The organism is Micrococcus sp. EWR3.9.1 (assembly GCF_052615555.1).
Window position 1 is genome coordinate 31,470 of sequence record NZ_JBQXFD010000006.1, and the last position, 18,887, is coordinate 50,356.

Below are 18,887 nucleotides of genomic sequence, written 5' to 3' on the forward strand. Positions count from 1 at the left end.
CCAGGCGCCACGGGGGCGGCGCCGATCGTGTCGTCGGCGCCGCCCCGTCCGGGGGCTCCCCCGGACCCGACGTGCAGGTCAGCGCGAACGGTAGTTCGGGGCCTCGACGGTCATCATGATGTCGTGCGGATGGGACTCCTTCAGGCCCGCCGCGGTGATGCGCACGAAGCGGCCGTTCTCCTTGAGATCGGTCACCGTGGACGCGCCTGTGTAGAACATCGTCTGGCGCAGGCCGCCCACGAGCTGGTGGACCACTGAGGCGACCGGGCCCCGGAAGGGCACCTGGCCCTCGATGCCCTCGGGGATCAGCTTGTCCTCGTCCGGCACGTCCGCCTGGAAGTAGCGGTCCTTGGAGAAGGAGCGCGTGCCGTTGCGGGTCTGCATGGCGCCCAGGGAGCCCATGCCGCGGTAGGTCTTGAACTGCTTGCCCTGGTAGAACACGAGGTCGCCCGGGGACTCGGCGGTGCCGGCCAGCAGGGAGCCGAGCATCACCGAGTCGGCGCCGGCCACGAGAGCCTTGCCGATGTCACCGGAGTGCTGCAGGCCGCCGTCGGCGATCAGCGGGACGCCCGCGGGGCGCGTGGCCTTGGCCGCCTCGTAGATGGCGGTGATCTGGGGGACGCCGACGCCGGCCACCACACGGGTCGTGCAGATCGAGCCCGGGCCCACGCCCACCTTCACGGCGTCCGCGCCGGCGTCGACGATCGCCTTGGCGCCCGCGTAGGTCGCGGCCTGACCGCCGATGACGTCGACGTGCGCGGCCGCCTTCTCCTTCTTCAGGCGCGCGATCATGTCCAGCACGCCGTGCGTGTGGCCGTTCGCGGTGTCCACCACGAGGGCGTCCACGCCCGCCTCGACGAGCGCCATGGCGCGCTCCCAGCCGTCGCCGAAGAAGCCGACGGCGCCGCCGACGCGCAGCCGACCCTCGTCGTCCTTCGCGGCGTCCGGGTACTGCTCCGCCTTGTCGAAGTCCTTGATGGTGATCAGGCCGGTCAGGCGGCCCGCATCGTCCACGAGCGGCAGCTTCTCCACGCGATTCTGGGAGAACAGGCGGATCGTCTCGGCGCGCGAGACGCCCTCCTGCGCGGTGACCAGCGGCATGCGGGTCATGGCGGTGTCCACCGTGCGGGTGGCCCACTCCTCGCGCGGGATGAAGCGGGTGTCGCGGTTGGTGATGATGCCCAGCAGCGTCATGTCCTCGGCCACCACCGGCAGGCCCGAGACGCGGTACTGGGCGCACAGCTCGTCCAGGTCGGCGAGCGTGGCGTCGGGGCCGATGGTCACGGGGTCCTTGATCATCCCCGACTCGGAGCGCTTCACGGTGTCCACGTGGCGGGCCTGGTCCTCGATGGACAGGTTGCGGTGGATGATGCCCATGCCGCCCTGGCGGGCCATGGCGATGGCCAGGGGAGCCTCGGTCACGGTGTCCATCGCCGCGGAGACGATGGGGATGTTCAAGCGGATGTTGCGGGTCAGCCGGGTGCCCGGGTCCGCGTCCGCGGGGATCACGTCGGTGGCGTTGGGCAGCAGCAGGACGTCGTCATAGGTGAGGCCGAAGAAGCCGAAGGGATCCGAGGAGGAGTGGACGGGCTCGGGGCTGGGACCGGTGCTGGTGGTGGTCACGAAGACGCCTTTCGGGACGGGTGTTTCCGCGATTCTATGCCCGGGGGTCAAACCGGCGACCCGGGTGCGGGCCACGTCACAGGGCCTTCGCACTGGGCCACGCGGGGACGAGACGGACGTCACCACGACGTCACATGGCGCAATCCGTTTCGGCGTCATGGTATTGGACTGCCTAACCTCCCCGGATGAGCACCGCACAGTCCTCCCCCGCACCGGCGCCCCGACGCCGGCTCCCCGCCTGGACGTCGAACTTCGGCTGGCAGATCGCCGCCGCCCTCGTCCTCGGCCTCGTCCTGGGCCTGATCGCCCGCGCGACGGGGCACACCGCCGAGCACCCGACCTGGCTCGGTGAGACGCTGGCCACCGTCGGCAGCATCTACATCAGCCTGCTGAAGGCCGCGGTCGTCCCGCTGGTCTTCTTCGCCGTCGTCGCCTCCATCGCCAACCTGGCCCAGGTGACCAACGCGGCCCGCCTGGCCGCCAAGACCCTGCTCTGGTTCGCCATCACGAGCCTGATCGCGGTGCTCATCGGCCTCGCCGTCGGCGTCGTGCTGCAACCGGGCGTGGGCACCGGCCAGACCGCGCCGGCGTCGTACCAGGCCAAGGACGTCGGCTGGCTCGACTTCCTGACCTCCCTGGTGCCGGCGAACTTCCTCGGCCTGACCGTCAAGACCACGGCGGGCGAGGACGGCGCGCTGGCCTCCTCCCCCACGTTCAACGTGCTGCAGATCCTCGTGATCGCGATCGTCGTGGGCGTGGCCGCGCTCAAGGTCGGCGAGAAGGCCGCCCCGTTCCTCACGTTCTCCCGCTCGGTGCTCGCGATCATCCAGAAGCTGCTGTGGTGGATCATCCGCCTGGCACCGATCGGCACCATCGGCCTGCTGGGCAACGCCGTGGCCTCGTACGGCTGGTCCACGATGGGCACGCTGGCCAAGTTCGTGGTGGCGGTCTACGTGGGCCTGGCCCTCGTGATGCTCGTGGTGTACCCGCTGCTGGCGCGCCTGCACGGGCTCTCCGTCAAGCAGTTCTTCACCGGCGTGTGGCCGGCGTTCCAGCTCGGCTTCGTCTCCCGCTCCTCCCTCGGCACGCTGCCCGTCACCCAGCGGGTGGCCGAGCGCAACTTCGGCGTGCCCACCGGCTACGCCTCCTTCGCCGTTCCGCTGGGCGCCACCACCAAGATGGACGGCTGCGCCGCGATCTACCCGGCGATCGCGGCCGTGTTCGTGGCGCAGTTCTACGGGGTGGACATGACGATCGGGCAGTACGCGCTGATCGTGCTGGTCTCGGTGCTGGGCTCCGCCGCCACCGCGGGCACCACCGGCGCCACGGTGATGCTCACCCTGACGCTGTCCACCGCGGGGCTGCCGCTGGAGGGCATGGCGCTGCTGCTCGCCGTGGACCCGATCGTGGACATGGGCCGCACCGCCACCAACGTGGCCGGCCAGGCCCTCATCCCCGCCCTGGTGGCCCAGCAGGAGGGCATCCTGGACCGCTCCCGCTACGACGCCCCGCACGCGGACGTCATGGCGGACGAGGACGAGGAGATCGTGGAGGCGCGCGCCGCCCGGACGAACGGCTCCCGCGAGGAGCTCGTCGGCTCGCAGGACTCTGGGCCCCGGCGATGAGACCGCCGAGGCCCCCTGGAGACCAGGGGGGCTCGGCCGTACCGGTGAGCGCGGTCGTCGGTCAGGCGACCTCGATGCCCGGCTCTGTGCCGCCCGCCGCGGTGGAGTTCGTCAGGACGAAGGTGGTGGACGCGTCGCCAGAGGTCACGATGAAGGTGGTGCCCTCGTCCGTGCCGTCGGAGCCCTTGCGGAGGTACCCCGTGGTCCCGTCGTCCAGCGCCACCTGGCCGTTGGCATCCGTGGTCAGGGTGATGGTGGCGCCGACGCCACTGCTGAAGGGGCGCGTGGTGGCCAGGGCGTCGTCTGAGCTGACCGCCCGGTCGGACACGAAGTAGAACGTGTTCTCGTTACCCCGGTAGTTGGAGATAGTGAGGGTGACCGGCTGGTTCGGCACGGGCAAGCCGTTGGCGTCCCTGATGGTCACCACGACACCCTGGGCAATGAAGCCGGAGTAAAAGATCAAGTCGCTCCAGCGCGTGATGGGCGTATCGACCTGGATGGTGGCGGGCGCCCCGGGAGAGGCGGCACGCGCGGGTGCGCTCACCGCGACGGCGACGGCGGGAGCACCCCAGGCCAGGGCGGTGGTGACGTGGCGGCGGGAGGGGTTCTGAGCAGTCATAATACTTCCAATCGGGAGGATTAAAGGGCACCGTGCAGGCCGACGGGTGCCAGCACCTTCCATTGAGCGCCCTCTAGGAGGATCGTAGGGGGCGAAGCCTCAATCTCTCCACTGATGAACCCTCGCCTGCCTGGCCGGCCGCATGAGGGAGGTCACGTCGCTCGCATGACGCCCCCGCCCGGGGCCTCAGCCGACCGGGACCCGGACGCGCGGGCCTACCCTGAACGGGTGGGCACCCCACTGCAGCAGGCCTCCGACCTGTCCCCGGACCGCTCCGGCCCCGCGATCCCCGCCCCGGCTTCGCGGACCCGCACCCGGCTGCGCCGGTTCGTGCACGAGGTCACCTACCAGCACGGCATCCACCCGGCCCTCGTGCCGGGCGTCTCGATCGAGGACCAGCAGGTCCGCTACCGCGTGGACAAGGTCGTCCTCCTCGTCGTCGGCGCCCTGGTGCTGGGATTCGTGGCCTGGGGCGTCACCCGACCCGACGACGTCCTGGCCGTCTCCAGCGCGGCCCTGTCCTGGGTCATGACGAACCTGGGCTGGATATTCTCGCTGCTGGCGATCGGCCTGGTCGTGTTCCTCCTGGCCCTGGCCTTCTCCCGCTACGGGGACATCACCCTGGGCCTGGACGGCGAGAAGCCCGCGAGCTACGCGGCCGTCACCGGGGCCATGGCCCAGGCCGCGCTGCACTGGGGCGTCAACGCGTGGGTGATCTACGCCGTGGTGGGCCTCGCGGTGGCGTACGTGTCCTACCGCCGCGGACGTGTGCCGCTCATGAGCTCCATCCTCATGCCGCTGTTCGGACGCGGCGACCGCACCGACTCGTTCGGCGCCCGCCTGATCGACTCCCTCGCCATCATCGCCACCCTCTTCGGCACCGCGGCGTCCCTGGGCATCGGGGCGCTGCAGATCGGCCGCGGGGTGGAGATCGTGACCGGCTGGTCCCCGGGGGCAACCTGCTGGCCATGGGCATCATCGTGCTGCTGACCATCGGGACGATCGCCTCCGCGGTCTCCGGGGTGGCCCGCGGGATCCGCTGGCTCTCCAACGTCAACATGGTGCTGGCCCTGGCCCTCGCCGTCTTCTTCTTCGTGGTGGGGCCCACCGCGTTCATCCTCAACGTGATCCCCGGCGTCCTCATGGACTACGTCGGCGAGATGCCGGACATGCTCGGCGCCAGCATGGCCGAGGGGCCGGCGATGCAGACCTTCCTCTCCTCCTGGACCACGTTCTACTGGGCCTGGTGGGTCAGCTGGGCGCCCTTCGTGGGCGTGTTCGTCGCGAAGATCTCCCGCGGCCGCACCATCCGCCAGTTCGTCCTGGGCGCGCTGTTCATCCCGGCGTCCGTGATCATCGCGGCGTTCACCGTCATCGGCGGGACCACCATCTGGCTGCAGCGCGAGCGCGGGGCCATCGCCCCCGACGGCACGGCGGCCTCGATGCCGGCGCCCGCGGAGATCTTCTGGACCGTCCTGGACCAGTTCCCGGGCGCGCGGCTCATCGCGCCGCTCGTGATGGTCATGCTCGCCATCTTCTTCATCACGACGGCGGACTCCGCCTCCCTCGTGAACTCGCAGCTGTCGCAGCGGGGCGCGCCCCGGCCGAACCGCCTGGTCACCGCGTTCTGGGCGCTGTGCATGGCGGGCATCGCCGTCGTCATGCTCCTGACCGGCGGCGACACGGCGCTGACGGGCCTGCAGAACCTCATCACCGTCACGGCCCTGCCGTTCTCCGTGGTGATCGTCCTCATGGCGGTGGCCCTCTACCGGGAGCTGCGCCACGATCCGCAGGCCCTCCGGGAGCAGTACGAACGGGCGGCCCTGCAGAAGGCGGTGCGGCACGGCATCGAGGACCACGGCGACGACTTCACCCTGGCCGTGGAGCCCGTCCCCACCGGCAGCCAGTACGCCGTGGGCGCGGAGTTCGACTCTACCGCGGCCGAGGTCACGGACTGGTACCGGCGCACCGACGAGGACGGCAATCCCGTGGACTACGACTACGCCACGGGCGAGTACCTCGAGGAGGCCGACCGGCGCGGATGAGCCGCCCCTCCCCGCCCCGGTGACGAGGCCGCCCCCGCACCTTCCGGCCGGAAGGTGCGGGGGCGGCGTCGTCGAGGGGAGCGGTCTCGGCTCGGACGGGCCGGGGCCGGCTCAGTGCTGGTGGTCGGCCTCGTCCTCCTCGGCGGGCTTGTCCGCCACGAGGGTCTCGGTGGTCAGCACGAGGGCCGCGATGGAGGCGGCGTTGGCCAGCGCGGAGCGGGTCACCTTGACCGGGTCGATCACGCCGTCGGCGATCAGGTCGCCGTAGACGCCGGTCTTCGCGTTGAAGCCGTGGTTCGGCTCCAGCTCGGCGACCTTGGAGACCACCACGTAGCCGTCCTCGCCCGCGTTCTGGGCGATCCAGCGCAGCGGCTGCTTCAGGGCCTTGCGGACGATGTCCACGCCCACGGCGGCGTCGCCGGTCAGGGCCTGGACGTCGGCGTCGGTGTCGAGCGCGGTCAGCGCGTTGATGAGCGCGGTGCCGCCGCCGGCCACGATGCCCTCCTCGAGGGCGGCGCGGGTCGAGGACACGGCGTCCTCGATGCGGTGCTTGCGCTCCTTGAGCTCCACCTCGGTGGCGGCGCCCACGCGGATCACGCCGATGCCGCCGGAGAGCTTGGCGAGACGCTCCTGGAGCTTCTCGCGGTCCCAGTCGGAGTCGGTCGCGGCGGCCTCGGCCTTGATCTGGGCGATCCGGGCCTCGACGTCCTCGGGCGCACCGCCGCCGTCGACGATGGTGGTCTCGTCCTTGGTGACGGTGATGCGGCGGGCGGAGCCGAGCACGTCCAGGTCGGCCTGCTCGAGCTTCATGCCGAGGTCCGGGGAGACGACCTGGGCGCCGGTGAGGATCGCGATGTCCTGCATCATGGCCTTGCGGCGGTCGCCGAAGCCCGGAGCCTTGACGGCCACGACGTTCAGGGTGCCGCGGATCTTGTTGACCACGAGGGTGGACAGGGCCTCGCCCTCGATGTCCTCGGCGATCACGAACAGCGGCTTGTTGGCCTGCACGACCTTCTCCAGCAGGGGCAGCAGCTCCTGCACGTTGGAGATCTTGCCCGAGTTGATCAGGACGTAGGCGTCCTCGAGCACGGCCTCCTGACGCTCGGCGTCGGTGACCATGTACGGGGACAGGAAGCCCTTGTCGAACTGCATGCCCTCGGTGACGTCCAGCTCGGTGGAGGTCGTGGAGGACTCCTCGATGGTGATGACGCCGTCGGTGCCGACCGTTTCGAACGCGCGGGCCAGCAGCTCGCCGACCTCGTCGTTCTGGGCCGAGATGGCGGCCACGTGGGCCACCTCCTTGCCCTCGACCGGGCGGGCGTTCTCCTGCAGGCGCTGCTCGACGGCGGCCACGGCCACCTCGATGCCCCTCTTGACCTCGCCCGGCGCGGCGCCGGCGGCGACCTGGCGCATGCCCTCGTTCACGAGCGCCTGGGCCAGGACGGTGGCGGTGGTGGTGCCGTCGCCTGCGATGTCGTTGGTCTTGGTGGCGACCTCCTTGGCGAGCTGGGCGCCCATGTTCTCGTACGGGTCCTCCAGCTCCACCTCACGGGCGATCGTGACGCCGTCGTTGGTGATGGTGGGTGCGCCCCACGCCTTGTCGAGCACCACATTGCGGCCCTTGGGGCCGAGGGTGACCTTGACGGTGTCGGCGAGCTTGTCGATGCCGGCCTGGAGGGCGCGGCGTGCGTCGTCGTTGAAAGCCAGCTGCTTGGCCATGACGGACGCTCCTTTCGTTCAGGGAGTCAGGGGGTGCGGGGACGCGAGGGGCCCGGGGCGCGCGCACCGGTGCGGTGCGCGCCGCTCACCGGGCCCGTCGCGGCGGGGTCACTTGGTGACGACGGCCAGCACGTCGCGGGCGGAGAGCACCAGGTACTCCTCGCCGCCGACCTTGACCTCGGTGCCGCCGTACTTGGAGTACAGCACCACGTCACCCTCGGCGACGTCGACCGGCACGCGGTTGCCGTTCTCGGCGACCCGGCCCGGGCCCACGGCCACGACCTGGCCCTCCTGCGGCTTCTCCTTGGCGGTGTCCGGGATCACGAGGCCCGACGCGGTGGTCTGCTCGGCCTCCAGGGGGCGGACAACGATGCGATCCTCGAGGGGCTTGATGGAGACAGACATGCTGCACACTCCTTCTTCGTCGACGTGCGGCTCCGGCGGGCTCGCCGGTCCGCTGATGCTGTGGTCTGCGGGTGCGCCACGGGCGTCAGACCCTCCGTCGTCGCGGTGCCGGACGGTCCACCTCGGGCATTGGCACCAGGTACCCCCGGGTGCCAGCCCCGATTCTACTCCGGGTTTTGGCACTCCTTCAACATGAGTGCCAGCCGTGTCCCCGCCGTCCGCCGAGGGCGGAGGTCGGTGGCACGATGCGGTGGGGCGGCGGGCGGGGCGGGTTCCGGGCCCAGGAGCACACGGAGTGGTCACGACTGCGGCCGGGATCCTGTCCCTCCCCCACTCCCCACCCTGCCCCCCCGCCACCCTCCGTGGGCAGAAACCGCACCCCCGCCACCCTCCGTGGGCAGAAACCGCACCCCCGCCCACCGCGTGGGCAGCATCCGCAGGTTTTCGATCTCCGTGGGCAGAAGCGCCCTCTCTTCTGCCCACGGATGTTGCGTGGGCGGAACTCCTCGCAGTTCTGCCCACCGAGCCATGACGACGTCGTCCCGACGGGACAACCGGCCGTCGCCGAGTCCTGCACAGCCGGCCCACCCCGCGCCGTTGTGCACAGACACGCGGCCCGCCCGGCCGCCGTCGGACCGACCGCGTCAGGGTCGACCCATGTCCTTCGCCCCCGATCTCCCCCTCGTCCCCGTCTTCACCACCCGCGACGTGCTCGAACGCGGTCTGCCGCCCAGCCGGGTGCGGCGGTCCGACGTCCTCCGCCTCGCCCGCGGCATCCACCGTCGCCGTGACATGCCGCTGCGCACCTGGGAGTCGGCCGGGCTCCCGCCGCCGCACCACGGGGTCGGCCTCGACCTGCTGACCGCCCTCCTGCGGTCCCGTCCCGACGCCGTTCTCTCCCACGAGACGGCGGCGCACCTCCACGGCCTCCCGCTTCCCCCGGGCGGGGCCACGCGACGCGCCGCCGTCGAGATCACGTTGCACCGCGGCACCGCACGGGCGCGGATCCCCGGCGTTATGGAGCACCGCAGACCCCTGCCCGCCGGCCACGTCACCTCCGTGCTCGGGCTACGGGTGACGACGCCGGAACGGACCTGGCTCGATCTGTGCTCGATCGGCCACCCCTGGGACGAGGCATCCCTCGTGTCGGCGGGTGACCACCTGGTCCGTCACCCCTGGTCCCCGCGCGGCCGGCGGCCTCCCATCACCACGGTCACCGCGCTGCACGAGGCGATGCGGCCGCTCGGGCGGTTCGTCGGAAGACCGCGGGCGACGGCGGCGCTCGAGCGCGTACGGGTGGGTGCCGACTCGCCGCAGGAGACCCGGCTGAGGCTGGCGCTCGTCGAGGCGGGGCTGGGCGAGCCGACGCTGCAGCACGTGTTCGACCCCGGGCGGCGGAACGCCCCCGAGGCCGATCTGTGGTTCGAGGACTGCCGGCTCGTCCTCCAGTACGACGGCGAGGTGCACCGGAGTGCCGAGCAACACGCCCGGGACGCCCGACGAGACCAGTACTACGCGGAGCGTGGGCAGATGACCCTGCACGTCACGGGCCGGGACGTCGGCGAGGGATATGCGCGGGTGATCGAGGCCGTCCTCAGACGACGAGCACAGGTCTCGAACGGCTGGGATGCCTGACGTCGTCGTCGCGTATGGCCCTGCCGTCCATGCGCAGGGGTTCCGTGGGCAGAAGCGAGGGTGCTTCTGCCCACGGAACCTGGAAACACGCGGGTTCTGCCCCCGGAAGGCGAGACCCGGCGGGTTCTGCCCACGGAACGCTCGCGTCGGCCGGGCACCCGACCCCCGCCCGGACCGACCCGGGCCGGCCTCACCGTCGCCCGCCTCAGTAGTACACGGCGAGCGGCCCGTGCGGTCCGTCCACCACGCTGCAGGGGGTCTTGAAGATCCGCTCCAGCACCTCAGGGCGCAGGATCTCGGCCGGGGTGCCGGTCTCCACCACCTGGCCGTCGCCCATGGCCACGATCCGGTCGGCGTAGTGGGCGGCGAAGTTGATGTCGTGCAGCACGATCACCACGGTCCGGCCCAGCTCGTCGGCGGCCCGGCGCAGCTGCTGCATCATCTGCACCGAGTGCTGCATGTCCAGGTTGTTCAGCGGCTCGTCCAGCAGCACGTACTCGGTGTTCTGCGCCAGCACCATCGCCACGTACGCCCGCTGCCGCTGGCCGCCCGAGAGCTGGTCGAGGTACCGGTTCTCGAACGGGCCGAGGTTGAGGAAGTCGATCGCGTCGGACACGTGCCGCTCGTCCTCCAGGGTCAGCCGCCCGCGCGTGTACGGGTAGCGCCCGAACCCCACGAGCTGTCGCACGGTCAGCCGCGTCACGAAGTGGTTCTCCTGCCGCAGGATGGACAGGGTCTGCGCGATCCTCCGGGACGGCATCGTGGTGATGTCGTGCCCACCCACGGCGATCGTCCCGGCGTCGGCGTCCTGCAGCCGGCCGATCATCGTCAGCAGCGTGGACTTGCCCGCCCCGTTGGGCCCCACGAGCGCGGTCACTCCCCCGGCCTGGATGTCCAGGTCCACGGGTCCGATGCACACCTCGTCGCTGTGGCGCTTCACCACGCCGCGCAGCTCGATCACAGACGTCCCTTTCTCATCACGACGATCAGGAAGGTGATGCCGCCGATCAGCTCGATGACCACCGTGACCGCACCTCCCGCGTAGAACACGTGCCGCAGCACGAAGTAGGCGCTCGTGAGCACCGCGTACCCGGCCAGCGCCGCCACCGGGAGGATGAACCGGTGGTCGTGGGTGTCGACGAGGCTGTACGCCAGCGTCGCCACGAGGAAGCCGAGGAACGTCATCGGGCCCACGAGCGCGGTGGTCATGGCCATCAGCACGGAGACCAGCAGCAGCGTCACCATGAGCTCGCGCCGGTGGTGCAGGCCCAGGTTGGTCGCGGCGTCGGCGCCGAGCGCCAAGGTGTTCAGGCGGCGGGAGCGCAGCCACAGCAGCGCGCACACGACGACGGCGATGGGCGCGGCGATCGCCACGTACTCGGTCCGGGCGTTGGAGATGTTGCCGAAGAGCCGCGCGCTCAGCAGGTCGAACGAGTTCGGGTCCAGCAGTCGCTGCATGAACGTGCTCAGCGCGGCCAGCCCGCCGCCCAGCACCACGCCCACGAGCAGCATCAGATGGACGCTGCCATAGGGCCGGGACAGCAGCCACGAGTACAGGGCCGTCGCCAGCGCCACCATGAGCGCGGCCTGGGCGAGGAACGGCCCCACCCCGGTCAGCACCGCGACGCCGGCGGCCCCCAGCACGTACACGGCGGCGGTCGACACGGCGGTGTAGAGCGCCTCGAACCCCATGATCGAGGGCGTGATGATGCGGTTGCCCGTCACCGTGTGGAAGCTGACGGTCGCGAAGGAGTGGCACAGCGCCACGATCCCGATCACGCCCAGGGACTCCACGCGCATCCGCGCGATCATCCAGAACGCGCGTGAGCCGGGTTCGGCCTCGTTGCCCCAGAGCAGGACCCCGGCGGTGGAGAGCACGGCGACGGCGGCCAGCACCGCGACGACGACCGCATACCTCCGGCGCTCGGCGGCGGTGACGAACGCGCCGGACCGGCGCGGGGCGTCGGCGTCGACGGGCCCGGCGGCGGTGGCGCCGCCGAGCGGGGCGGGGAGGCGACCCGGGGCGGTCGCGAGCGGCTCAGCCATGCTTGGCCTGCCTCAGCAGCAGGGCGAGGAACACGATCGCGCCCACGAGGCCCAGGATCAGCGAGATGGGCACCTCGAACGGGGCGATCACGGTGCGCCCGATCAGGTCGCAGACGATCACGATCCACACGCCGACCATGACCACCCAGGGCAGATTCATGCGCAGGTTGTCGCCACGGACCATGGACACGAGGTTGGGGACCACGAGCCCCAGGAACGGGAGGGCCCCGATCACCACGGTGACCACGCCGGTGGCCACGGCCACCATGGCCACGCCGGTGAGGATCACGGCGTCGTAGTTGAGGCCGACGTTCGTGGCGACGTCCTTGCCGAGGCCGGCCACGGTGAAGCGGTCCGCGATGACGAAGACCGCCACGCACACGATCAGCACGAGGAAGAGCAGCTCATACCGGCCGCGGACCACGGAGGTGAACGAGCCGGCGAACCACGCGCCCACCTGCTGCAGCATGTCCGTCTGGAGGGCGAGGAACGTCGAGGCGGCGCCCACGACGGCGCCGAGCATGATGCCCACGATCGGCACGATGAGGGAGGACTGCAGGCGCACACGCCGCAGGAAGAGGAAGAACACGAGGGTGCCGACGAAGGCGAAGAGGATGGCCCCGGCCATCCGGGTCACCAGGCCCGCCCCCGGCACGAGCACCATGGTCACCAATAAGCCGAGACCGGCCCACTCGGTGGTGCCCGTGGTGCTGGGCTCCACGAAGCGGTTCTGCGTCATGAGCTGCATGATCAGCCCGCACATCGCCATCGAGGCGCCGGCCAGCACGAGGGCGACCGTGCGCGGCACGCGCGTGATGGCGAACATCTCGCGTCCGCCCTCCGCGCCGACGTCGTACACGCCCACGAACAGCGAGACCACGATGAGGGCCGCGGTCACCACGACGCCGACCAGCAGCGGCCAGGTGCGCTGCCAGCGGGTGCGCTCGGGCCGCAGGACGGCGGGCGGGACCCAGCACACGCGGTCGCCCCGCCCCGGCTCCTCGAGCCGGGGCGGGGCGTCGGCGACGTGGTGACGCACGTCGAGGATCACTGCGCGCCTTCGAAGGCCTTCGCGAGGTCCTCCATGACGGTGGTGTGGTTCTGGATGTCCTCGGCGACGTAGAAGTCGGCGGGCAGGTAGACGATGTTGCCCTCCTTCACCGCGGTCACGTCCTGGAGGGCCTCGGAGCGCTCGATCAGCTCGGCGGCGGTGGCGTTCTCCTCGCCGATGGCGGCGTCGCGGTCCATGACGATCAGCCAGTCCGGGTTCGACTTCGCGATGGCCTCGACGGAGATGTCGTCGCCCTGGTGGTTGTCGGTGCCCGACTGCTCGAGGGCCGGGGTCAGCTCCAGCATGTCGAAGAACGGGCCGATGGCGCGACCGGTGCTGGGCGCGACGTACGACAGCTCTCCGCCCGAGGCGATGAGGCCCATGACGGTCTGCTCGGGGTCGTAGGCGTCCTTGGCGCGCTGGGTGGCGGCGTCGAAGTCGGCGATGAGCTTCTCGGCATCGGCCTCGTGGCCGGTGGCCTCGCCCAGCAGGGTGGTCAGCTCCTTCAGGCCCTCGTCCATGGGGGTCTGCGTGACGTCGAAGTCCGTGTCCACGACGGCGGCGTCGCCGGTCAGCTCGTCGATCTCGGCCTTGCGCTCGTTGAACCGCTGGCCGTTGAACACGACGTCCGGCTCGGCGGTGACGAACAGCTCCATGTCCGGCTCCCGGTGGTTGCCGATGTCGGCGACCGAGTCGTCCTGGAGGTAGGAGGGCCCGCCCTCGCCCTTGTACATGATCTGCTTCGGCGCGGCCGACAGCTCGACGCCCCAGTCGTCCAGCGTGCGGAAGGTGCGGTTGTCCGTGGCGATGACGGAGTCGACCTCCTCCGGCAGGGTGACCTCGGCGCCGGACATGTCGGTGACGGTGACCCCGGCCGCGATGCCGCCCGAGGCGGCCGAGGAGCCGCCGGCGGCGCTCGCGGAGGCCGAGGACTCGCCGGAGGCGCTCGCGGAGGACGAGCCCGTGGCCGCGCCGCCGGCGGAGCAGCCGACGAGGGCGAGGGCCGCCACCGAGGTCAGGGCGAGACGGGCGAGGCGGGGGGCGCGGGCGGAACGCGGCATGGTTCTCCTTCTGGGCGGCGGGGCTGCCCCGGGATGAGCAGTCGGGGTGGTGGGCGCGCTCCCGTGGAGGTGAGCCTTTCCTCAGTCGAATACCGTACACGAGGGTGCCGTAATCCCCCAACGGGGGTTCGACGGCTCCCGCCGCCCGGAGCCCGTGGCCTCGAGCCCCGTCAGTCCAACGGCGTGACCTCGAGGGCGAACCGCGACCGACCCACGCGCGCCAGCACGAGGGTGGCGTGCCGTCCGGCCCCGCCACGCCGGCCCGGCTTCGCCCCGCCGAGGACGGCGCGACGCACCTCCTCGGGCGTCTCGCGGATGCCCCGCTTCTTCACGTCCAGCCGGCCCACCCCGGTCTCCTTCGCCCAGCGCCGCAGGGAGGCCAGGTGGAAACCGTGCACCGCCTCGATCCGATGGGCGCGGGCCAGGCCGTCGTGCACGGGCTCGGGCGCGACGAGGTAGGCCAGGTGGGGGTCCAGCTGCCGCGTCGGCACGGGCCAGGACGCGGCCAGGTCCGTCACGAGTCCGGCCCGGATGACCGCGCCGTCCGGCTCGTGCAGGACCGCGCCGACGAGCCCTGCCATGCCCTCCTCCCCCACGGCCTCGACCTCGGGCGAGTCGCCGAAGTCCGCGCCGGAGACGAGCTGCGCCGTCGTCGTCTTCCCGCCATGGACGGTCATGACGCGCGCCGCCCGCCGCACCCCGGGGCGGGCCGCCGCGTTGAACCATAGGGCGGCCTCCACGACGTCGCCGTCGACGCTCACCCACTCGGCCTCGGCGCCCGCCGGCACGGCCTCGTGCGGGAGCCCCGGGCCGAGCTTGACACCCACGGGGACGCCCGTCGCGGCGATGTCCGTCACGACGCTCAGGGGCGGGGAGAACGCCTCGGGGTCGAACACGCGCGCGGACCCGCCCCCGCCGACCTGACGGCGGGCGGGGTCCAGCCACACCGCGTCCGCCTGGGCGGGCACGTGGGCGCGGGCCCAGGCCACGGCGTCGCCGTGCACCACACGCGCACCGCGGTGGCCGGCGAGGTTCACCTCGGCGGCCGCGGCGACGACGGCGTCCCGCTCCACCGCCACGACGTCCAGGCCCCGGTCGGCGAAGGCGCGCGCGTCCAGGCCGAGACCGCAGCCCAGGTCGGCGACGCGCCGGGCCCCCGCGGCCGCCAGCCGGTCCGCGTGCAGGCCCGCGACCAGCGGGCGGGTGGCCTGCTCCAGGCCGTCGCGGGTGAACAGCATCCGGCGCGCCTCCGGCCCGAGGCGGGCCTCCGCTCGGGACCGCAGCGCGGCCTGGGTCAGCGCGGCGGCCACGCGCTCGGGAGGATGCCCGGCCGCACGCAGGCGGGAGGAGACCGCGAGCGCGTCGGCCTCGCGGTACCCGGCGAGGGAGTCGAGCAGCGCGCGGCCCTCCGGCTCGAGGACGGGGGCCAGGGCGGTGGCGTCCGCCTCCGAGGCGGCGGCCGTGGGGCGCGGCGGGCGGGAGGCGGGGCGGGGACGGGCCATGCGCCCCACCCTAGGTCCGAAGCGTGGACACCAGGCGCAGGCCCATCACGGGCTTCTAGGATGGGCGGCATGACTCTGCCCTTCGCCGACTCCGCGCAGTCCACTCTCGGAATCGAGTGGGAGCTCGCGCTCGTGGACGCCGTGTCCGGCGAGCTGCGCTCCGAGGCCCCGGACCTGCTGCGCGCCCTGCATGTGGCCGAGGGCCTGGCCGACGACGACGTGAACCCGCACATGACCAGCGAGCTCCTGCAGAACACGGTGGAGCTCGTCACGGGCGTGCACGAGCGCGTCGACGCCGCGACGGCGGACCTCGGCCGGATCGCCGCGCGCGTGGCCGACGCCGCGGCGGCGCGGGGCATCTCCCTGTTCTGCCAGGGCACGCACCCGTTCGCGGACGCGATCGCGCAGCCCTCGACACCCAGTGAGCGCTACGACCGCATGCTGGATCTCACCCAGTACTGGGGTCGGCAGCTGCTGATCTTCGGCGTGCACGTGCACGTGGGCCTGGACGACGTCTCCAAGGCCATGCCGGTGGTGAACGGCCTGGTCAACCGCGTGCCGCACCTGCTCGCACTCTCGGCCTCCTCCCCCTTCTGGGCGGGCACGGACACGGGCTACCAGTCCCAGCGCACCCTCCTGTTCCAGCAGCTGCCCACGGCCGGCCTGCCGTTCCAGTTCCAGGAGTGGGAGGACTTCGAACGCTGCGTGGCCCAGATGGAGCAGGTGGGCATGATCGCGGACGTCACCGAGTGCCGCTGGGACGTGCGGGCCGTGCCCCGCCTGGGCACGGTGGAGATGCGCGCGTGCGACGGCCTGGCCACGCTCGAGGAGATCGCCGCCGTGACCGCCTACACGCAGTGCCTCGTGGATGACCTGTCCGCGAGCCTGGAGCGCGGTGAGACGGTCGAGGTCCTGCCGCCGTGGCACGTGCAGGAGAACAAGTGGCGCGCCGCCCGGTACGGCATGGACGCCACCGTGATCGTGGACGCCCGGGGCACCCAGGTCCCGCTGGCGGAGCACCTGCCGGCGGAGATCGAGCGACTGACCCCGGTCGCCGAGCGGCTGGGCTGCGCGGCGGAGCTCGCCGGCGTCCAGGCGATGATCGACGACGGCGGCGCCGCGGCCCGGCAGCGCCGGATTGAGAAGGAGGCGGCCGCCGCGCCGCCGGCCGAGGGCCAGGACGCAGGAGACTCGGTGGCCCCGCTGCGCGCGGTCGTGCTGGACGCCGCCGCCCGCACCCGCGCGTCGCTGGACGGCCGCACCGGCTGAGCGGCCGTTCCCCCGGCGAGGTGGCGGCCCCGCCGCCCCTGCAGGCTTCCGCCGCCCCGCCCGGCGCGGCTACGGTCGCACCATGCGAGCACTCACATGGCAGGGAAAGCGCAACGTCGCCGTCGAGGACGTCCCGGATCCGCGGATCCAGGAGCCGACGGACGCGATCATCGAGGTCACTTCGACCGGCATCTGCGGGTCGGACCTGCATCTGTACGAGGTCCTGGGGCCGTTCATGGACGCGGGGGACGTGATCGGCCACGAGCCGATGGGCATCGTCCGCGAGGTCGGGTCCGAGGTCACCCACATCCGGCCCGGTGACCGGGTGGTCGTGCCCTTCACCATCTCCTGCGGCCGGTGCTGGATGTGTCAGCGCGGGCTGCAGTCCCAGTGCGAGACCACCCAGGTGCGGGAGCAGGGCTCCGGCGCCGCACTCTTCGGCTACTCCCGGCTCTACGGCTCCGTCCCCGGCGGGCAGGCCGAGCTGCTGCGCGTGCCCCACGCGGACTACGGCCCCGTGAAGGTGCCGCACACCGGCCCGGATGAGCAGTGGCTGTTCCTCTCGGACGTCGTCCCCACCGCCTGGCAGGGGGTCCAGTACGCGAACGTCCCCGACGGCGGCACGCTCGCGGTGCTCGGCCTCGGCCCCATCGGCCAGCTGGCGGCGCGCATCGGCGTGCACCTGGGGTACCGGGTGATCGGTGTCGACCCGGTCCCCGAGCGCCGCGCGATGGCGGCCCGGCACGGCATCGAGGTCCTGGACGCCGACGGCGGCGAGGCCGAGGTGCTCCGCGAGCGCACCGGCGGCCGCGGCCCCGACGGGGTCGTGGACGCGGTCGGCATGGAGGCGCACGCCTCCCCGGCGGGGCATGCGGCCCACACCGCCGTGGGCCTGCTGCCCGACGCGCTCGGCCGGGCGGCCATGAAGACCGCCGGCGTCGACCGCCTGAGCGCCCTCCACACCGCGATCGACGCGGTCCGGCGCGGCGGCACGGTGTCGCTCTCCGGGGTCTACGGCGGCATGAAGGACCCGATGCCGATGCTCACCCTGTTCGACAAGCAGGTCACCCTGACGATGGGCCAGTGCAACGTCCGCCGCTGGGTGGACGACCTGCTGCCCCTGCTCGACGACCCGTCCGACCCCCTCGGCGTGCTCGACCTGACCACGCACACCGCCCCGCTCGAGGACGCGCCCGCCCTCTACGAGACGTTCCAGAAGAAGGAGGACGGCTGCGTCAAGGTGGTCCTGAAGCCGTGAGGATCGTCGTCCTGGGCGCGACGGGCAACGTCGGCACCGCTGTCCTGCACCGCCTCCAGGCCGCGGACGAGGTGAGCTCGATCGTGGGCGTGAGCCGTCGCGGCCCGGATCGGGCCGGAGCGCCCTACGACGGCGTCGAGTGGCACCGCCTGGACGTCGCGGAGCCCACGGCGGCGGGGCGGCTGCAGGACATCGTCGCCGGCGCGGACGCCGTCGTCGACCTGGTGTGGGTGATCCGCCCCAACCGCGACCGCGACCACCTGCGCGCCGTCAACGTGGCCGGCAACGAGCGGGTGTTCCGGGCCGTGGCCGAGGCGGGCGTGCCCCACCTGGTCTACGCGTCCTCGGTGGGCGCGTACGGGCCCGGGCCGAAGGGCCGCGCCGTGGCCGAGTCCCACCCCACCACCGGGGTCCCCACCTCGCACTACGCCGCGCAGAAGGCCGAGGTCGAGTCGATCCTCGACGGCGTGCAGGCCGAGCACCCCGAGCTGCTCGTGACCCGGCTGCGCCCCGGGCTGATCTTCCAGTCCGCCGCCGGGCCCGAGATCAAGGACTACTTCCTGGGCGACCTCGTCCCCGCCCGGCTGGTCGCGCGCCTGCGCACTCCGGTGCTGCCGTTCCCGCGGGGCCTGCGATTCCAGGCGCTCACGGCCCAGGACGTGGCGGACGCGTACTGGCGCGTGATCGCCCATCGGGCGGGCGGGGCCTTCAATGTGGCCGCCGAACCCGTGCTGGACGCGCACACCCTGGGCACCGTCCTCGGGGCGCGCCGCATCCTGGAGCTGCCCGTGGGCCTGTTCCGAGCGGCCGCGGCGCTGACCTACCGGGCACGGCTGCAGCCCACCGACCCGGGGTGGGTGGACATGGCGGCGGCGGTGCCCATCATGGACACCACGGCCCTGCGCGCCGCGACCGGCTGGTCCGAGACCACCGACGCCCGGGAGGCGGTCCGCCTCGTGCTCGACCATCTCGACGGCGCCGAAGGCCTCGGCAACGCCGGGCACCGCTCGCACTCGCCCACGGAATGAG

Annotated in this window: 16 protein-coding genes; 7 read left to right on the forward strand and 9 right to left on the reverse strand. The window is 72.2% G+C overall.

Annotated features, from left to right (window positions below; translation table 11 throughout):
* Nucleotides 1–78: 78 nt before the first annotated feature.
* Complete coding sequence (gene guaB / locus ACUJ8O_RS05440) at nucleotides 79–1,623, reverse strand: IMP dehydrogenase (RefSeq protein WP_078025901.1); 1,545 nt, start codon at nucleotides 1,621–1,623, stop codon at nucleotides 79–81.
* Nucleotides 1,624–1,808: 185 nt separating this feature from the next.
* On the opposite strand from guaB, the gene ACUJ8O_RS05445 reads away from it, so the two are divergent.
* The gene (locus ACUJ8O_RS05445) at nucleotides 1,809–3,248 is read left to right on the forward strand and encodes a dicarboxylate/amino acid:cation symporter (protein ID WP_095346389.1); all 1,440 of its coding nucleotides are present in this window, start codon (nucleotides 1,809–1,811) and stop codon (nucleotides 3,246–3,248) included.
* Nucleotides 3,249–3,309: 61 nt separating this feature from the next.
* Here the strand turns inward: ACUJ8O_RS05445 and ACUJ8O_RS05450 are convergent, their stop codons facing one another.
* On the reverse strand, nucleotides 3,310–3,867 hold the full coding sequence (locus tag ACUJ8O_RS05450; protein ID WP_095346387.1) for a hypothetical protein: 558 nt from the start codon (nucleotides 3,865–3,867) through the stop codon (nucleotides 3,310–3,312).
* A gap of 228 nt (nucleotides 3,868–4,095) precedes the next feature.
* On the opposite strand from ACUJ8O_RS05450, the gene ACUJ8O_RS05455 reads away from it, so the two are divergent.
* The gene (locus tag ACUJ8O_RS05455) at nucleotides 4,096–4,857 is read left to right on the forward strand and encodes a BCCT family transporter (protein WP_306452701.1); all 762 of its coding nucleotides are present in this window, start codon (nucleotides 4,096–4,098) and stop codon (nucleotides 4,855–4,857) included.
* A complete protein-coding gene (locus ACUJ8O_RS05460; protein WP_306452700.1) occupies nucleotides 4,836–5,912 on the forward strand; it encodes a BCCT family transporter in 1,077 nt (358 codons plus the stop codon). The genes ACUJ8O_RS05455 and ACUJ8O_RS05460 overlap by 22 nt, the downstream gene beginning before the upstream one ends.
* Before the next feature lie 111 nt (nucleotides 5,913–6,023).
* On the opposite strand, the gene groL is transcribed toward ACUJ8O_RS05460, so the two are convergent.
* Both groL and groES read right to left on the reverse strand, forming a co-directional pair.
* A complete protein-coding gene (gene groL / locus ACUJ8O_RS05465) occupies nucleotides 6,024–7,631 on the reverse strand; it encodes a chaperonin GroEL (RefSeq protein ID WP_095346385.1) in 1,608 nt (535 codons plus the stop codon).
* A gap of 108 nt (nucleotides 7,632–7,739) precedes the next feature.
* Nucleotides 7,740–8,036, reverse strand: coding sequence for a co-chaperone GroES (gene groES / locus ACUJ8O_RS05470; protein WP_002857590.1), 297 nt, complete (start codon nucleotides 8,034–8,036; stop codon nucleotides 7,740–7,742).
* Between the two features lie 657 nt (nucleotides 8,037–8,693).
* Between groES and ACUJ8O_RS05475 the strand changes: the two genes are divergently transcribed.
* Complete coding sequence (locus ACUJ8O_RS05475) at nucleotides 8,694–9,671, forward strand: hypothetical protein (protein WP_445373221.1); 978 nt, start codon at nucleotides 8,694–8,696, stop codon at nucleotides 9,669–9,671.
* A 205-nt stretch (nucleotides 9,672–9,876) separates the two neighbouring features.
* Here the strand turns inward: ACUJ8O_RS05475 and ACUJ8O_RS05480 are convergent, their stop codons facing one another.
* The 5 genes from ACUJ8O_RS05480 to ACUJ8O_RS05500 form a co-directional block, all read right to left on the reverse strand.
* Nucleotides 9,877–10,632 carry an ATP-binding cassette domain-containing protein gene (locus ACUJ8O_RS05480; protein WP_170748263.1) on the reverse strand — a complete coding sequence of 252 codons (756 nt, stop codon included), beginning with the start codon at nucleotides 10,630–10,632 and terminating at the stop codon, nucleotides 9,877–9,879.
* Nucleotides 10,629–11,717, reverse strand: coding sequence for an iron chelate uptake ABC transporter family permease subunit (locus tag ACUJ8O_RS05485; RefSeq protein ID WP_206495913.1), 1,089 nt, complete (start codon nucleotides 11,715–11,717; stop codon nucleotides 10,629–10,631). Before ACUJ8O_RS05485 ends, ACUJ8O_RS05480 begins: the two co-directional genes overlap by 4 nt.
* Nucleotides 11,710–12,768 carry an iron chelate uptake ABC transporter family permease subunit gene (locus ACUJ8O_RS05490; protein ID WP_206495912.1) on the reverse strand — a complete coding sequence of 353 codons (1,059 nt, stop codon included), beginning with the start codon at nucleotides 12,766–12,768 and terminating at the stop codon, nucleotides 11,710–11,712. The genes ACUJ8O_RS05485 and ACUJ8O_RS05490 overlap by 8 nt, the downstream gene beginning before the upstream one ends.
* Nucleotides 12,765–13,829 (reverse strand): siderophore ABC transporter substrate-binding protein, encoded by a 1,065-nt coding sequence (locus ACUJ8O_RS05495; protein ID WP_095346378.1) that lies wholly within the window; start codon nucleotides 13,827–13,829, stop codon nucleotides 12,765–12,767. Before ACUJ8O_RS05495 ends, ACUJ8O_RS05490 begins: the two co-directional genes overlap by 4 nt.
* 170 nt (nucleotides 13,830–13,999) lie before the next feature.
* A complete protein-coding gene (locus ACUJ8O_RS05500; protein ID WP_095346376.1) occupies nucleotides 14,000–15,331 on the reverse strand; it encodes a class I SAM-dependent methyltransferase in 1,332 nt (443 codons plus the stop codon).
* A gap of 69 nt (nucleotides 15,332–15,400) precedes the next feature.
* On the opposite strand from ACUJ8O_RS05500, the gene ACUJ8O_RS05505 reads away from it, so the two are divergent.
* The 3 genes from ACUJ8O_RS05505 to ACUJ8O_RS05515 all read left to right on the forward strand — a co-directional run bounded on the left by ACUJ8O_RS05505 (nucleotide 15,401) and on the right by ACUJ8O_RS05515 (nucleotide 18,886).
* Nucleotides 15,401–16,600 carry a glutamate--cysteine ligase gene (locus tag ACUJ8O_RS05505; RefSeq protein ID WP_095346374.1) on the forward strand — a complete coding sequence of 400 codons (1,200 nt, stop codon included), beginning with the start codon at nucleotides 15,401–15,403 and terminating at the stop codon, nucleotides 16,598–16,600.
* Between the two features lie 82 nt (nucleotides 16,601–16,682).
* A complete protein-coding gene (locus ACUJ8O_RS05510) occupies nucleotides 16,683–17,858 on the forward strand; it encodes an alcohol dehydrogenase catalytic domain-containing protein (RefSeq protein WP_145015318.1) in 1,176 nt (391 codons plus the stop codon).
* Nucleotides 17,855–18,886 carry an NAD-dependent epimerase/dehydratase family protein gene (locus tag ACUJ8O_RS05515; protein WP_159228143.1) on the forward strand — a complete coding sequence of 344 codons (1,032 nt, stop codon included), beginning with the start codon at nucleotides 17,855–17,857 and terminating at the stop codon, nucleotides 18,884–18,886. The genes ACUJ8O_RS05510 and ACUJ8O_RS05515 overlap by 4 nt, the downstream gene beginning before the upstream one ends.
* Nucleotide 18,887: the final 1 nt, after the last annotated feature.

Coding starts and splice junctions, on each gene's coding strand:
- ACUJ8O_RS05445 (WP_095346389.1), top strand. CDS start 1,809: ATGAGCACCGCACAGTCCTCCCCCGCACCGGCGCCCCGACGCCGGCTC.
- ACUJ8O_RS05460 (WP_306452700.1), top strand. CDS start 4,836: ATGGGCATCATCGTGCTGCTGACCATCGGGACGATCGCCTCCGCGGTC.
- ACUJ8O_RS05475 (WP_445373221.1), top strand. CDS start 8,694: ATGTCCTTCGCCCCCGATCTCCCCCTCGTCCCCGTCTTCACCACCCGC.
- groL (WP_095346385.1), bottom strand. CDS start 7,631: ATGGCCAAGCAGCTGGCTTTCAACGACGACGCACGCCGCGCCCTCCAG.
- ACUJ8O_RS05495 (WP_095346378.1), bottom strand. CDS start 13,829: ATGCCGCGTTCCGCCCGCGCCCCCCGCCTCGCCCGTCTCGCCCTGACC.
- ACUJ8O_RS05510 (WP_145015318.1), top strand. CDS start 16,683: ATGCGAGCACTCACATGGCAGGGAAAGCGCAACGTCGCCGTCGAGGAC.
- ACUJ8O_RS05500 (WP_095346376.1), bottom strand. CDS start 15,331: ATGGCCCGTCCCCGCCCCGCCTCCCGCCCGCCGCGCCCCACGGCCGCC.
- ACUJ8O_RS05485 (WP_206495913.1), bottom strand. CDS start 11,717: ATGGCTGAGCCGCTCGCGACCGCCCCGGGTCGCCTCCCCGCCCCGCTC.
- ACUJ8O_RS05505 (WP_095346374.1), top strand. CDS start 15,401: ATGACTCTGCCCTTCGCCGACTCCGCGCAGTCCACTCTCGGAATCGAG.
- ACUJ8O_RS05450 (WP_095346387.1), bottom strand. CDS start 3,867: ATGACTGCTCAGAACCCCTCCCGCCGCCACGTCACCACCGCCCTGGCC.
- groES (WP_002857590.1), bottom strand. CDS start 8,036: ATGTCTGTCTCCATCAAGCCCCTCGAGGATCGCATCGTTGTCCGCCCC.